Raw genomic sequence first — 14936 nt, forward strand, 5'->3', positions numbered from 1 at the left:
CCCCTCCCCTTAATTTTAAGAAAAATTTATTTCCACCCTAAATTTATCTTATCATACAATATTTGTAAATTCAACATGTGATTTATATTCTTCGTCTTTCATATTTTTAAAATATAATTTATAATTATTTTCATAAAATAGAAACAGAAAGTATTGAAGTTCAATGCTTTCTGTTTCTTACTCTATCCTTTTATTTTCTATTTTATAACTATATTCTGTGTCTGTCCTCCTGTATAATCTTTCGGAAGTCCTGTGTTACCTAAATAATTTATGTTATTAATTACTACTTCTTGAGGTGTACCTTCTGCCTTATCAAAATATATTGAAATATTTTTAGTTTGTCCTATTCCTACTTTTGTAGTATTTAATTTATACGAATATTCCCCTTTGTCAGTTTTCAATATAACCGTAGGTCCATCAGCCCATCCTAATGCTATTCCACTTTCAGACTGATTTACCATATCAGTTGATATACCTATACCTTCTACATAATTAACTACATTAACATTTTGATAATTAATATTATTTATAGTTGTATTCATATGTTTTTCAACAGACATAATCCCTTGTGGAAGATATTTTAACTCATTATTTTCTTTTATTACATATTCAATTAAATCTTCAGAATTTTCCTTTCCATTTACAGTATATTTTAAAATACTTTTAACTTTAAATATACCCTCTTTAACTTCTTCACTTGATACTATCTTTATATCTGTACGCACTATATTATTTTTAAAATCATTTGCTTCTGCATTACTTACATATGTTTTTTTATTTAGCATATCTATATTCTTACTTGTTTTAGAAAAGTAATCTTCCCATAAATTTTCATAAGTTAATTTTTTATCTATTAACCCCTTATACATTTTTTCAACATATTCTTCTGCTGTTTCCTGTTTTTCTTGAGTAGTTTTAACTACCCCTTGACTAGTTTCATTTTTCTTTTCAGTACATCCTATTAAATTAAAAGATGTAATAATACATGTAATAGCTAAAACTGCTATTATTTTGTTTTTCATTCTATTTCCCCCTAAATCATAATAATTTTCATTTTATCATCCTTTTATTCAATATGTAAGCTTATATTTTTTATAAATTATTTAATTTATAGGATTTATTTATTGTTATAGTAAAATACTTCTTAAATTATACGTGCCTTATCTTCACTATTAAGATACCTAAAAACTTAATTTGGTTTTATATTTTTAAAAGTTTTTTAGCATATTTATTTAATTAAAAAAGGAGCATAAAATATTTAATTAAAAAACCTCCTCAAAGGCTCTTCTTTCAATGTTTTATGCTCTCTTTATTTCTTCTTTTTATTCTCTAACTTTATTGCTCCACGTCCATAGTCAATATTTTTTATTTCTTAGTTAATCTTTTTTTGACGGGGACATAGATAACTATCATTTACAATATTCAATTTCTATACTCCTCATATCTTAGTAGAATATTTGTTTTTATACCATTTCTGAAGAATGTGCATATATAAAGTATACTTAATTTAAGATGTAAATTCCTGATTTCAGCCTAACAATTTCTTTTCCATTAATCTGAAAGTATTCCCAAGTAGGCTCATTGAATTTAAGATATTCTTTTATCTCATTTGTACCTAAATCTACTATGCAAATCCTATCATTGCCCATGTCGCACACATATAATTTGTTATCATATGCTATTGCAAACTCTGGTAAATTAAATATCTTATCTATTACTCCACCTATTGAAACTTCTTCTTTAAAAGTATTTAACGAAAATTTTTTTATCATATTTGAGGTGGGATATACACACCAAAGAAAGCCAATTTCATATGCTAAACTGTATATATTGTTATATGACCCCATTGATTCATTGATCTAAATCAAATTATCGTTTTTATCAAACATATGAATATACGAATCCTTAAATTCCGTAACAATAACTGTACCATCACCACACATTATAGAACTTGGTACAACTGCATCATTCTCAAAATACTTTAATATGTTCTTATACCCCTTACCATATTTGCATTCAGAATAAGTATCCTTATCAATCTTAACAATACTATTATCAAAAGAATATCTAAAAAATAGCCTATTTCTTGACCTTTACTATTCATCTCATAATACAAAAAACTGTTGTCTTGAGGAACTATTGACCACCCATATTTTGAAATTAATTTCATTTTGAATTTCTCCATCAAATTATTTATCTTCGTTAAAATTTTTCTTATTCAACCATTTAGTAAGATAATATACATGATCTTTAAACTCTTTTAAACTTATTGTATCAATTAGATAACCTCTGTTAAGTAATAATTTAACTACATGATTATATATAATTTCATGATTTATGTCCTTAACAAATAAAGTTTCCTCTATATCTGTATGCCACCCTATCATACTTCTTTCAAAATCAAAATTTCTTAATTGAACAGTAAAATAATCTGTAAACTTATCATAAGTAACTGTTGCTAATGAATAGGTACTTTTAAATCCAAAAATCCCTTGTATTTGGACACCACATCTTAAATCATCAAAATATATCATTGATGTCCATGAATCCTTATTCTTTTCTTCTGGCTCTATTTTATAAGTCATCCTATATATAAGATGGCTTTTATCCCTTACTATATCAAACCTTGCCAATTCTAAAAATTGGCAAACCGCACTTGGAATATCAAAATTTAAAAGAACAATACATTTATTGTTTTCTCTCATTATCTGATAATCTTTTAAATGTCCATAACTAATGCTAGTATTATTAATATACTTAACTAATTCATCTATTTTTTCAAACTCACGTTTTATAACTTGTATCATGCTTATATTCCCCTTAAAGCGATTACTAAATGAAAGTATTTTAAAAATTACCTTCCTTATATATTGTAACATTTGTCCCATCTCTATAAATTAAATTCAATTCACATTTTTCTCTATTCCCTTTTTCTATGCTTTCTATATCTTTATATTCAAAACGAAATGCTATATTAGAATCTATATCATGTAAATTAACATTATTATCTTTTATAAAACTATTACTTACGTTACTGATATGACCTCCACTTGAAAATGTAAAATTAGACAATTCAAATTTAATTATACAAGAAGTATACAAAGACCTAACTCTAATTGCTAATCTTGTCCCAATAAGACCACTAAACAAAACATTTAATTCTTCTTCTGACATAGTAAAACATCTACACTCCTTGCTTAATATTTTATCTACTGTTATATACTCTAATGTTTATTTAAATTCTTTAACTTTTAGTCTTCCATAACTGCTATTAAATATGTATAAGTGCATTCTCTTTACAATATCTTTTAACTCTTCATCTGCATTAATTGCCTTTTCTTCTTCATCTTCATTGGGTTTATAAGGAAATATCACTTGAGATACATCATCAGTAGTATATTTTCTATTATGATCTTTAGTAATTAATCTGTAGCCATTATCATTTAAAAATTCACAAACTCTTTTAATAGCACCACACTCAATATATTTTTTTAATATAATAGTTTCAATATTATCACTTTCTTTAATTGAAATATCCCTTTCCATATAATCAAGTATATATTTCAATTCTTTTATATTTTCCTCATGAAAATTTTTAATCTCTTCTGTTTTTTCTAAAATATCTTTAAATTTTCTTTTTTGTTGCTCTATCATATTTATACACTTCCTCATTTATAACTGGAATAATATTTATTAATAGTTCTTCATGATAATTCAATACTATATGTTTGTTTTCACCTTTTATTATAACTATATATTAACTCAACAAACCTTACACTTGTTTTACTTATAAAATTGAAATTTGTACATTTACTGGAGTTACTAATTTTGTTTCTTTGCTATGTTGCAACAAAATTATCCGCACCAATATAATGCTTGCTTTGTTTGTGCATATTTCTTTTCTGTCTCACATCTGCTAGTTTTGTTTTCCATTTCAGGAGAAATATCTACTGATACAAACTCAAACTTCTGATAATTTAAAATCATATCTTGGTATTTATCAATATATCTAGGATTCCTTTTCCAAGATTTTATTCTTAGATTACTTACATATTCACATGATTTACACTTATGAATATTAAATTTGACACTATATTCCTTACACCTTTGCCTTGAATCATATGTCTCAGTACACTGTTTACATTTTAAATCATCTTCGTTAGATAATATATAAAGTGCACTATTTATCTCTTTATATATGTTTGTCGTTTGTCCAACTTCAAGGCATACTCTTTTCCCCTGTTTATTCTCAGCCCATAAAGCCCAGACTCCGGCTTTCTTATATTTTTCTAAATTCTCTTTTTTCATTTCTTTAATATGATATTCAGCAATCACTTCTTCATTCATATCACATGTCTCCTACAAATTATAATTTTCACTTTTACCTTTATCCATAAAGTTTACTTCCTTTACAGACTATAAATTATCTAACTATCTTAAAAACTAGATACACAGATATGTATTAAGTATAGCGAGACAATATCGATACTACCAGTAACTTTATCTATCAAATGTAATATCATTTGATAAAGTGTTTTATTATCTTTAGTTAGATCAAAATTGCAACATCCTTCAGATTTAACGTAATATCCGTTTACTACACCTTGTCCAATTATAGAATAATTCATAATTCCATGGTTGCTATTAATTATGGTACATCTAGTTGCTTTACTTCCTTGCATTATATAACTTCTTCCTAATTCCATAAGACATTATTTTATATTTTGATAAACATATTTTATAAGACCCAATCAAAAATTGTTATTTTTTCCTTAACCCTACTAAGGGCAACATACAACAAGTTTTGTTCCCTATTCAAAGATTCTCTATCAACTAAATAAACAAAATCAAATTCTCTTCCTTTAGATTGATGTACATTTAAAACATATATTCCTTTTAACTCTTTAAATGCTTTTTGGTATTGATATTGTAAAAATAAATCGGTAATTTTATCTGCCGATTTATTATTAGTTAATAAAATCTTTCTTATTAAAGATAAATTATCATGATTTATCTTTAATTCACTATACGGTACCAAGTTTATACAATTAGATAAACACCCCCAATATTCTCTGCTTTCATCTGCTTTCTCAACATAAGCAGCAACTTGCTTTAAAAATTGTAACCTTGCATTTTTAAGATTCGAATATCCTACACTACTTAACTTATTTCGTTTTATGGCTCCAATACCATCATCATATACAACAGAAAAAATATATTTAACTATTTCTTGACTTAATTCATCTATTGATATTCCTTGATCTTGTTTAACATAAAAATCAATCAAATCACATACTATATTATGTTCTTCCTCATTATTACTAATTGTTTGTGAATAAACATTGAATTCCTCTCTTAATGCTTTCTTAATGAAACGAACCTGTTCATTATACCTACATAAAATCCCTATAGATTTATCTTTTCGCTCTTCAAATTTAGGTAATGCATTTATTATCTTATATTTTAAGTTTGAATACATAATATTTTTACTTTGTTTAGAAAATAAGTTCTTATCTCTAACTTTTATTTTTATATACTTAGCATTTTCTGAAGATATAAAACTGTTTATATCGTACTTCCCTTCTCTTGCAGTTCTAAGTATACCTTCAATATCTTTTCGACCTTTAAATCTCATAGAAGTAACGAGTTCGCTTTGCTCTATCTGCTCCCCATACTCCTCTCGCAAGTTTATAATTCTATTAGATGATGCACCTCTCCATCCATATATCATTTGTTTTGAATCTGCAAAAAATATTGCATTATTACTTTTTCCAATCAATTTCTTAACTATCGTATCTTGTAAATCCGAAGCATCTTGGTACTCATCTAAAATTATCAGCGGATATTTGTTCTGAATAATGTTTAGTAAAGATGACGACTTTTCTAATAATTTATTCATATAATATCCTATATCTGAAAAACCCATATATCCTTCTTTGTTTAATTTCATAATACTATTTTGTATTTCTTCTTTATAAGGAATTAATTTTTTAACAGCGGGTTTAATATTTCCTTTAGGCGTAATTGGATAAAAATCACCTTCTAAAAGGGAGTCAACCCATGCATATTGTTCATCCTCTCCAGTATAATCCGATATATGTGAGAGCGCTTCTTCAAAATATATTTTTCTTTGTTTAGGTGAGGTAATAATTAAATTTGCATTCAATCCTAGATAATTGCTGTATGCCCATACGTATTTTTGAAAAAAAGAGTGAAAATTCGAAATCTCAATATAATCTGAAATTTTATTTTTATTAAAATCTAAATCATCTAATTGTTTATCAATTTGTGCTCTTGCATTCTTTGAAAATGTTAGTATTAACACTTTCTTATTATATTTAAAATCCTTCTCTAGATTCCAACGTATATAATTCATAGAAGCAGAAACTGCTGTATAAGTTTTTCCAGTCCCCGGAGGTGCTTCAACTAACAGTATTCTTTTTCTATCAGTATCTCTAGTAAAATAATTAATTATTATTTCCTGCTCTTTATTTGGTATCATTATGAATCACCCTTTACTTGTAGCACATTTTTATAACCAGTTTTTATACTACCACAGTTCTCACAGATATCTGTGCATTCAAATGAATTGTTTGATATTTTATTAACTATACATCTTGCTGAATTTTCACATACAGAATTATTTCCCATATATACTCCAACAAGATTAAATATATTTGAAAAAGCAGATGGAAGAAAATCTTCTAACATTTTCTCTTCGGCTTTATCAATTAAATAAGATGCTACATACTTTGAATTAACAATTCCTGCTAAATTTAAATGTAAAAACTCTCTTTGAAATTCCTTTATTTCATCACCATTCAATAGTTCAACTAGTTCCTCAAATGTTTTAATCTTTTTATATTCTTCTTCTTGATATTTTTGTTTTAATACTTCACTTTTAGAATCCTTTGATACAAATGGTTTTATATAATTATCCTTATATTTTTTAAATGGATATATTTCTTCAAATAATTCCATCCAACATTCTTGAAATACACTCATCCCTACGATAGATGTTTCATAATCCTTAGGCTGGCATAAAATTATACTTTTAATATTATTTTGTGAGTATTTATTTAATAGCCAATTAATATCTGAATCATTATCTACAAGAGAAAGACATGGAACACTACACTTATCATAAAAAAGTGCATACTTAAATACATTGTCTTTGCCATCACCCTTGATTATTTCTACTCCACTATCTTCTAAACCGTTAATATACTCTTGAGAAAATAAAGGCAGCCCAGATAACTCTGAATCTCCTTCTACCAATAAGATTCCTCTTGAGAACAATCCAGATATTAGTTCTCTTTTTGCAAATTTCTCTATTCTAGTTTCAAAAGCATTATCAACCTCTTCAGGTTTAGGCAAATTCTGCATTGTACCATCTTTCATCAAAAATATATTATCAAAATCATATACTTTTGCTACTTCTATAGAATGTGTAGTAAAAAACAATTGACCTTTGTTGGATTTACTTACTTTCTTTATTATTTTTCTCTGCATAAATGGCTCGAGATTTTGTTCCGGTTCCTCTAAAAATAGTATTCCATGGCTACTCATCAATTCTTGAAGTGCTATAAGTAACATTAAATTTTTTATCCCTCTAGATTGATACTTAAGAGGTATATAGTTTGAAGTATTTTTATTTTTGCATACAAGACTAAATGATTGTAATGTCTTCCGTTCCGTTAATTCAGTCGCCTCAACACCAATTGCAACTTCATCATTCGCTATCAAATCAAACTTAGCAAAATTGTTGCCCAAATTTGATAAACTTTCTTTAAAATATGTATCACTCATTAGTGAATTACTTGATGCACTGTTAAAATCATCAATTATACTTTTAACTAAGTCACTTAATTTATCATTTTCTATTATCTTTGAAAGTACAGAATTACTTACAAATGAAAGTTCCTTTAATGGATCACGTTCTGCTTCTATGTATTTATAATTTAATATTCCTTTATGTGCTTGCCTAAATGGTTGCTCTTTTCCATTTGATACAATTGTATGTGATGCTTTTCTATCAGAATTTCCTTTAAATCTTGTTATTAAAACAAGTTCTTCACCAATTTCACTAATTTTATCATTTTTATCTATATGCTCTAGTAATAGTTCTCCATCTTCAATAATAAAATCTTCTACATCTTTGAACCAAACTTCTATTAGAATATCATTTCTTGTATCTCTATCATAATAATCTATTTCAGATAAAGTCTTGTTATACCACTGTAAATAAGGATTTAGTAAATAATCTAACGCTGTAGCCAAAGTAGATTTTCCAGAGCCATTTGCTCCAATGATAATATTAATATCTCTATTAGGTTTCCATTCTAATAACTTTATTGTTCTAAAGTTCTTTATAATTATTTTATAAATATACATCTTTAATCCTCCTGTCAATCCTTAATCTTATTGTAACAATATTTGTAACATTATTCCATAAAACCTCCAAGTATTCACGAATATCCCCAATAAAAGCATTGACTATATTTAATGGAAATTTTCTAGAATTGGTATAAATTTTCAACAAAGAAAAAATGGGTATTATGTAAACAACGTATTTGTATTACAAAATCCCATTTCATTAATTTGCATTAATTAAAATAACTATTTCTATTTCAAAATATCAAGTATTTTCTTAACTTAATTTAAATTATTTTTTTGAATAATATATCGGAGTATCATTTATTATTGTTAATATTTCCCTATCTTTATATTTATTGTCCTTTATATTAGTTCCGCTTAAACTTTTATCACTTATCTGCTTTTCTTTCTTATTCGATTTTTTATCACTAGATTTTAAATTAACTCTTTTATTTTCTAATTTTACATAAAACTCCTGTATAGTCATACTTATTACAAATGCTAAAAAGAATAATATCGATACATATCTAATAGCACTTTGAATATTTCCTTTAAAAAGATCTGAGGTAAAAAATAAAATAGCAGATAAAATTAAAAAAACTCTACTAAATCCAATGATTTTTTGATCTATTTTCATATTCCTATAATCAATTATAAACCTATAAACAATAAATATTAAAGAAATTAACAACAATATTAGAAAACACATTATTTTAAATTGATTTGTGCTTTTCTGAAAATTTTCTATAAAAATATTGAAATATTTTTTGAAGATATATTCGATTATACTCTCTAATAATAAGCATCCTATTAAAATCATAGACCAAATTGCACTATGCTTACTAAATGTTATTATTCCATTTTTCCCTTTTCTTGAATTAAATTTTCCATACATGATTAATTTATTAAATGAATTCACAACTTCACAAATCCATCTACTTTCTAAATTATTCATATAATTCACAACTTCATCCTTATGAGCCTTTGATAACTTATCATACATATATCTTGCTTTATCACCTATTGTGGCTAGAGTAAATATTAATCCAAAAATTGTAATAAAAAAACTAACCATTTGGCTCTTATCAAAATTAGTATCATTTAAAAAAATACTGTATTGATAAACATTCAAAACTACATTTAATAGAAATATTATTCCCCATAAAATGAATTGCCTTATACTACGTTCTTCTTCATCATATTGAAATTCACCATATAATATCAATGTTATAATTAGATTTATTATTAAAACTATAATGCAAGTCACTATATATTTATTGCTATCCATGCTGTTTGGCACTAATAATCCAATTATTATTCCTGACAAAACTAATGGAATAATTAACAAATTTAATATCGTTTCTTTAATATTCTTTTCCCATTTAACTAATTTTAATAGATAACATACTTTTAGTAATGATTCAGATAATCTAATTTTACTATTTTTTTGATTATAACTTATAAGAAAAATAAGAACTATAAAAATATATATTGGAATGATAAAATTATATATATTTTTTGATTCAATGCCTATATCTAATCTTATAAATATCATTGCCATTATTATTTGTAATGGTAGTCCTAGCAACACCGATATTACTAATGAATATATACTTTGAATAATATAGTCGTAAACTTTCCTCTCTACTTTGTATTCTTTATAAATATATTCAAATTCAGATGTTATTTTAATAAATACTTCTAATATAAATTTCATAATTGATGCTCCACATCCTTTCTTAAAATAATTCCATACATTTAATGTCTTATGTTGTCTTACAAAATATTAATCACCTAATATATTCTAATTTATTTTCATATTTAATTGAATATATGAAATAAAAAAACAAATAGTAATAGTCTAAAATTAAGTTTATATTTTTCCTATTACTACATGCTATATCTAATTTTTGTACTCGCAAAAGTTATTATTAATTTTAATGTTATCTGTATCTATAGTATATATTTTTTTACCGTATTCTGACCTACACCAAGTTCTCTAGATATATACCTTATACTAACGCCTTTCCTCGCAAGACTTTCTATCTCTTCTTTATACCTCTCACCAATAGTAATAACCTTCCCAATCTTATATTTATCTTCTTCACATACATCCGGCCCACATCTAGCATAGGTAAATCCACAACATTCGCATTTAAACTTACCAACAGGCTTCTTCTTACTACAGTTATAATTTACTTCAATACTCTCTATTACTGGCTTACAATAGTTATCACAGATTTTATTTAGGCAAATCCAAGGACCATCCCCAAAAGGCTTGTACTTTATCGTCTTATTAAAAAATTCTTCTAAATCTATTCCTAAAAATCTTATTAGCAGCAAATGCTTTATTGGATTTACATTGGATCGGCTTATTCTGAGCATATACTTAATCCAGTTTGTAATATTGCTGCTATAGATATTTAAATCAAATAGGCTTAAGAATTCCTCTCCATAGAATTTAATAAATCTACTTTCTACTTGATCTATCTTTACTCTTCCAGATGGCGTACATAGGCATAATTCTCTTAATCTATTTTTATATTGATCCGTAATCCACAAATAATCTTTATTATTAACTTCATTAGATAATAGATATTCAATATACTGATTAATTGCTACGAAATGTTCCAAGTTATTAATGAACAAATCATTTGTAATGTTTTCTTTAAACTCTACTTCTAACAATGGGACATACGAATTTTTTCCATAATAGTATATTGGCTGCTTGCTTATCTTTAAAGGAACTTGATGTTTACTGCAGATAAATACTTCTGGAATCTGGTGTATTCTATGTAAATAGGCTTCTCCGTAATCCTGTATTTCTTCTTTGCAGCATATAGGACATATTTTAAAATATCCTTGTTGTTTTACACTAACTTGTGCTGCTCCAACTATCGAATGCACACCTCTTCCATCATTTCCTTTTAGCATTTCCAATGCAAGTTGTTTTTCATGAACATCAACAAAAGATGTATAGTAATTAAATAGACTGTAATTCTTTATAATTTCATCTGCAGTATATCCAAATAATTTAGGTATATTTTCTGCCAATATATTATTATTTGATGGTAAATCAATGCTGGAAGTAATAATACCTCCATTATATAAATCTTCATTGGTTGTAAAATAACTAGTGTTTCCGCTTCTTAAATGGTATCTTGCTAAAATAGAATAAAGTATTTCATCTTGGTAAGGAGCAGGAAAAAAGGAGATCATACAATCTCTTTCATTTCAAAATCTGCACTTGTTATATATCCCTTTTCTTTTAAAGCCAGATAAGGTGATCTATCCTCTTCCTTTGCAGATTTTATTATAGATCTAATATCGTCATCTTTTAAATTCGAACTTTTATTTCTGGTTACTTTTATTGTATCAACTACCTTTATTGCTTCAACCACCAATTTATTTATTCCTATTTCTTCATCTTCTGATAATACCTTTTCTATACCAGAAATAGCCTTCTTCTTATCTATATCTAACTCTAATAATCTTATAAGAGCCTCTTCTTTTTTGCTTAACTGCTTTTTTCTTTTAGCAACTTTATAATCTTGTATTCTGGAACTTAAATTAACATCAGTATTGTTTTCCGTTAGAAAGTCTTCATAATCAATAGTGCATATATCTTCATATTTAGCAATTCTCCTTATATCATTACTTTTCATCGCCTCTATCATTGGCTTTACTGCATTTAAGTTTTTATCCACAACTTCCTTAATTATATCCACAGTAATTTCTTCTCTTCCTGTGGATATTGCTTTTATTTGCGCCATTGCATATATCTTCACTGCTATATCTATTATCCCTTGGGATTCTTCATATAATAAGTTAATAACTTCTTCTGTTAATGGTGTTTTCTTTTTCGTAAATTGATACTCCCATATTGTATCAATTAGTAAACTGAAACTTTCATCATTTTTTAGTCTTTCCCATACTATGTTCCCCCCAGTTCCTAATGTTCTTCTTGCCATCCTAAAATCATTTTGGAGCAGATTCTTCGCCTTCATTGTTCCTACCAAAACTACTGGAATTCCAACTGTATTTACTAATGTAGTAAAGAAATTTAACATTTTATCTACTCCACCAGATTTTGCTTGGCTTAAATGTTGTATTTCATCTATTATGAGTAATCCTAATCCGCTGTTTCTGGCTACTTGTCCTAAGATGCTTAACAATGTATCAACTGTTCTTTTTGAAGTTGCATATTTTTCAAAATATCTAGTTCCTAAAATTTGATCTATTCTATTAAAAAAATCTATGCAAAGCCCTTTAACACTACCATCAAACGGACAATCAATTTGTAACCAAACAACTTGATAAATACAAATCTTTATATTGGTAATGTGCTATAACTTGAGGAAAGTTGCTAAGAACTCTATTGAAACTAGATACATTTTGTTTTCCAGAAATCCACAAATTAAAATTAGGCTGCTTTATCTTTAACTGTTTTACTAATTCCTGACGTTGCATTCCATAAAGAGATAATATATATTCTAAACCAATCATTTTATCCTCCTATTAATATTTGAATATATTTTATCTATTTTTACAATATTTAATCTTTATTTTACTTTAATCAATCTTTTTTATTTTTGACCACATACTACTAGATATAAATCATCTCTATTTTTTAACATAAAATCCCTTGTAATCCTTATAACAACACTTCTTAAGCCTATTTATCAAATTAAATATTCTTCTCTCATTCAATCTTTTTCATTCATAACTATTTTTAAATGTATAAATTAATTTGTAACTATGTTCCTGTAAAAAAAAGATTGACGAAAACAATAAAATGGAAACACCTCTCTCAATCGTCACCACCACTACACTCACGCCAAATTCTAAAAACAAGCAGTAAAAAAAATTTGACTATATATAATGAAGGAAAATTGAATAAAAACTGAAAATGAGCCTTAATTTTTAACGCAAAAAAAGAGCATAAACTCAAGATCACAAAACCTCTTTTAAAGCTCTGTTTTCCTCGCCTTTATGCTCTCTCTTCACTTCTTTTTTATTCTATTTTTTACTACTCCGCCTCGTAGTCAATCTTTTTTATTTCTTAGTTAATCTTTTTTTTGACAGGGACAATTATTTTAATTTGTGTACAAATAATCCGCTTCTTAATTTTGGTTCAAACCATGTTGATTTTGGTGGCATTACTTCACATATATCTGCAACATCCATAATATCACTGACTTCAGTTGGATACATTGAAAATGCTATCTTCATATCTTTATTAGTTCTTCTTTCAAGCTCTTTAATTCCTCTTATTCCACCAATGAAATCTATTCTATCGGATGTTCTTACATCTTCAATTCCTAAGACAGGTGTTAGAACATTTTTTTGTAGTATTGCAACATCAAGGCTATCAATTGGATCTTCTGCATTAAATATTCCATCTTTAGCTTCTAGTAAATACCACTCATTTTCTACATACATACCAAATGTATGCTTTTTGCTAGGCTTTATTGATTCATTATTTGATGATTTTGTTACATTAAATTTTTCTTTAAGCTTTTCTATTAATTGATCTTTACTTAATCCATTTAAATCTTTAACTACTCTGTTATAATCCATCACCATTAAATCATTATCTGGAAATGCAACTGCTAAAAAATAATTAAATTCTTCGTCACCAGTATAGTTTGGATTAGATGCTCTTCTTTTTAATCCAACTTTAACTGCTGATGCTGACCTGTGGTGTCCATCTGCAATATATAAGTAATCTATTTCTTTAAATAAATCAATAATTTCATTTATAATAATTTCATTATCAATAACCCAAACAATATGGCTTATCCCATCTTCAGCTACAAAATTATATGTAGGCTGTCTTTTACTCTCATTCTCAATCCAGGCTTCTATTATTTCTGATGCTATCTGATCTTCTTTATATGTCAAGAAGATAGGTCCTGTGTTTGCATCACAATAATCAACATGATTAATTCTATCCTGCTCTTTATCTGCCCTAGTAAATTCATGCTTTTTAATAACATTATTCATATAATCATCAATAGAAGCACAAAATACTATTCCAGTTTGAGCTCTTCCATTCATTATTTGTCTATAAATATAAAGACATGGAGTTTCATCTTGAAAATATTCACCATCTGTAATCATACTATCAAGATTTTCTCTAGCTTTCTCATAAACTTTTTTGTCATGTACATCTATTGAAGAATCTAAATCTACTTCTGCTCTATCAACATGCAAAAATGAATATTCATTTTCTTGTACTATTTCTCTCGCTTCTTCACTACTCATAACATCATAAGGAAGAGCCGCTATTTTTGAAGCTAATTGTTTAATTGGTCTTATTGCTTTAAAAGGTCTAACTATAGCCATTAAAATTTCCTCCTAACCAATTCTTTTTATTGTATTTCTATCCTTATTAATCTTACCAAATTTTAGCACTTACTAAAAGTAAAATATTAATTTTAGGTACAAATTTAAATGTGCCTTATGTAAGATATATATGCTTCTAACTAGATATTGTTAATTAAAGATATAATTTTCTGTAAAAATTATATAAAAGATTATAAATGTATTAACTTAAT

The 14936-nt window shown here is 26.5% G+C and carries 15 protein-coding genes; all 15 read right to left on the reverse strand.

The window, feature by feature from the left end; all coding sequences use genetic code 11:
- Positions 1-197 precede the first annotated feature (197 nt).
- Entirely contained in the window at positions 198-1022 is an 825-nt protein-coding gene (locus BM027_RS11860) for a hypothetical protein (protein WP_090091991.1), read from the reverse strand.
- Positions 1023-1502: 480 nt separating this feature from the next.
- Entirely contained in the window at positions 1503-1772 is a 270-nt protein-coding gene (locus BM027_RS11865; RefSeq protein WP_139209549.1) for an NHL repeat-containing protein, read from the reverse strand.
- Positions 1773-1981: 209 nt separating this feature from the next.
- The gene (locus BM027_RS18575; RefSeq protein WP_242943326.1) at positions 1982-2170 is read right to left on the reverse strand and encodes a hypothetical protein; all 189 of its coding nucleotides are present in this window, start codon (positions 2168-2170) and stop codon (positions 1982-1984) included.
- Between the two features lie 19 nt (positions 2171-2189).
- Positions 2190-2807, reverse strand: a complete 618-nt coding sequence (locus tag BM027_RS11875) for a hypothetical protein (protein WP_090091997.1) — start codon at positions 2805-2807, stop codon at positions 2190-2192.
- 40 nt (positions 2808-2847) lie between these two features.
- Entirely contained in the window at positions 2848-3174 is a 327-nt protein-coding gene (locus tag BM027_RS11880) for a hypothetical protein (protein ID WP_090092000.1), read from the reverse strand.
- A 57-nt stretch (positions 3175-3231) separates the two neighbouring features.
- On the reverse strand, positions 3232-3654 hold the full coding sequence (locus BM027_RS11885) for a hypothetical protein (protein ID WP_090092003.1): 423 nt from the start codon (positions 3652-3654) through the stop codon (positions 3232-3234).
- Positions 3655-3855: 201 nt separating this feature from the next.
- Positions 3856-4347 carry a hypothetical protein gene (locus BM027_RS11890; protein ID WP_090092005.1) on the reverse strand — a complete coding sequence of 164 codons (492 nt, stop codon included), beginning with the start codon at positions 4345-4347 and terminating at the stop codon, positions 3856-3858.
- Positions 4348-4436: 89 nt separating this feature from the next.
- Positions 4437-4682 (reverse strand): hypothetical protein, encoded by a 246-nt coding sequence (locus BM027_RS11895; protein WP_175559982.1) that lies wholly within the window; start codon positions 4680-4682, stop codon positions 4437-4439.
- 56 nt (positions 4683-4738) lie between these two features.
- Positions 4739-6502 carry an ATP-dependent helicase gene (locus BM027_RS11900; RefSeq protein WP_090092008.1) on the reverse strand — a complete coding sequence of 588 codons (1764 nt, stop codon included), beginning with the start codon at positions 6500-6502 and terminating at the stop codon, positions 4739-4741.
- Complete coding sequence (locus BM027_RS11905) at positions 6502-8394, reverse strand: ATP-dependent nuclease (protein WP_090092010.1); 1893 nt, start codon at positions 8392-8394, stop codon at positions 6502-6504. Before BM027_RS11905 ends, BM027_RS11900 begins: the two co-directional genes overlap by 1 nt.
- 271 nt (positions 8395-8665) lie before the next feature.
- Positions 8666-10093, reverse strand: a complete 1428-nt coding sequence (locus BM027_RS11910) for a hypothetical protein (RefSeq protein WP_090092013.1) — start codon at positions 10091-10093, stop codon at positions 8666-8668.
- 236 nt (positions 10094-10329) lie between these two features.
- Positions 10330-11595 (reverse strand): TnsD family Tn7-like transposition protein, encoded by a 1266-nt coding sequence (locus tag BM027_RS11915; RefSeq protein ID WP_090092016.1) that lies wholly within the window; start codon positions 11593-11595, stop codon positions 10330-10332.
- Positions 11592-12719: an AAA family ATPase gene (locus BM027_RS11920; RefSeq protein ID WP_090092019.1), complete on the reverse strand. Its 1128-nt coding sequence runs from the start codon at positions 12717-12719 to the stop codon at positions 11592-11594. The genes BM027_RS11915 and BM027_RS11920 overlap by 4 nt, the downstream gene beginning before the upstream one ends.
- Positions 12670-12882 carry a hypothetical protein gene (locus tag BM027_RS11925; RefSeq protein WP_090092022.1) on the reverse strand — a complete coding sequence of 71 codons (213 nt, stop codon included), beginning with the start codon at positions 12880-12882 and terminating at the stop codon, positions 12670-12672. The genes BM027_RS11920 and BM027_RS11925 overlap by 50 nt, the downstream gene beginning before the upstream one ends.
- Positions 12883-13467: 585 nt before the next feature.
- Entirely contained in the window at positions 13468-14724 is a 1257-nt protein-coding gene (locus BM027_RS11930) for a DUF1015 domain-containing protein (RefSeq protein WP_090092024.1), read from the reverse strand.
- Positions 14725-14936 lie beyond the last annotated feature (212 nt).

The organism is Clostridium uliginosum (assembly GCF_900112485.1).
Classification (GTDB): domain Bacteria; phylum Bacillota; class Clostridia; order Clostridiales; family Clostridiaceae; genus Clostridium; species Clostridium uliginosum.

Bases quoted from the DNA above. Each gene is read 5' to 3' on its own strand.
- BM027_RS11880 (WP_090092000.1), bottom strand. From the start codon at position 3,174: ATGTCAGAAGAAGAATTAAATGTTTTGTTTAGTGGTCTTATTGGGACA.
- BM027_RS11905 (WP_090092010.1), bottom strand. From the start codon at position 8,394: ATGTATATTTATAAAATAATTATAAAGAACTTTAGAACAATAAAGTTA.
- BM027_RS11925 (WP_090092022.1), bottom strand. From the start codon at position 12,882: ATGATTGGTTTAGAATATATATTATCTCTTTATGGAATGCAACGTCAG.
- BM027_RS11885 (WP_090092003.1), bottom strand. From the start codon at position 3,654: ATGATAGAGCAACAAAAAAGAAAATTTAAAGATATTTTAGAAAAAACA.
- BM027_RS11890 (WP_090092005.1), bottom strand. From the start codon at position 4,347: ATGAATGAAGAAGTGATTGCTGAATATCATATTAAAGAAATGAAAAAA.
- BM027_RS11910 (WP_090092013.1), bottom strand. From the start codon at position 10,093: ATGAAATTTATATTAGAAGTATTTATTAAAATAACATCTGAATTTGAA.
- BM027_RS11860 (WP_090091991.1), bottom strand. From the start codon at position 1,022: ATGAAAAACAAAATAATAGCAGTTTTAGCTATTACATGTATTATTACA.
- BM027_RS18575 (WP_242943326.1), bottom strand. From the start codon at position 2,170: ATGAAATTAATTTCAAAATATGGGTGGTCAATAGTTCCTCAAGACAAC.
- BM027_RS11915 (WP_090092016.1), bottom strand. From the start codon at position 11,595: ATGATCTCCTTTTTTCCTGCTCCTTACCAAGATGAAATACTTTATTCT.
- BM027_RS11865 (WP_139209549.1), bottom strand. From the start codon at position 1,772: ATGATAAAAAAATTTTCGTTAAATACTTTTAAAGAAGAAGTTTCAATA.
- BM027_RS11875 (WP_090091997.1), bottom strand. From the start codon at position 2,807: ATGATACAAGTTATAAAACGTGAGTTTGAAAAAATAGATGAATTAGTT.
- BM027_RS11895 (WP_175559982.1), bottom strand. From the start codon at position 4,682: ATGCAAGGAAGTAAAGCAACTAGATGTACCATAATTAATAGCAACCAT.
- BM027_RS11900 (WP_090092008.1), bottom strand. From the start codon at position 6,502: ATGATACCAAATAAAGAGCAGGAAATAATAATTAATTATTTTACTAGA.
- BM027_RS11930 (WP_090092024.1), bottom strand. From the start codon at position 14,724: ATGGCTATAGTTAGACCTTTTAAAGCAATAAGACCAATTAAACAATTA.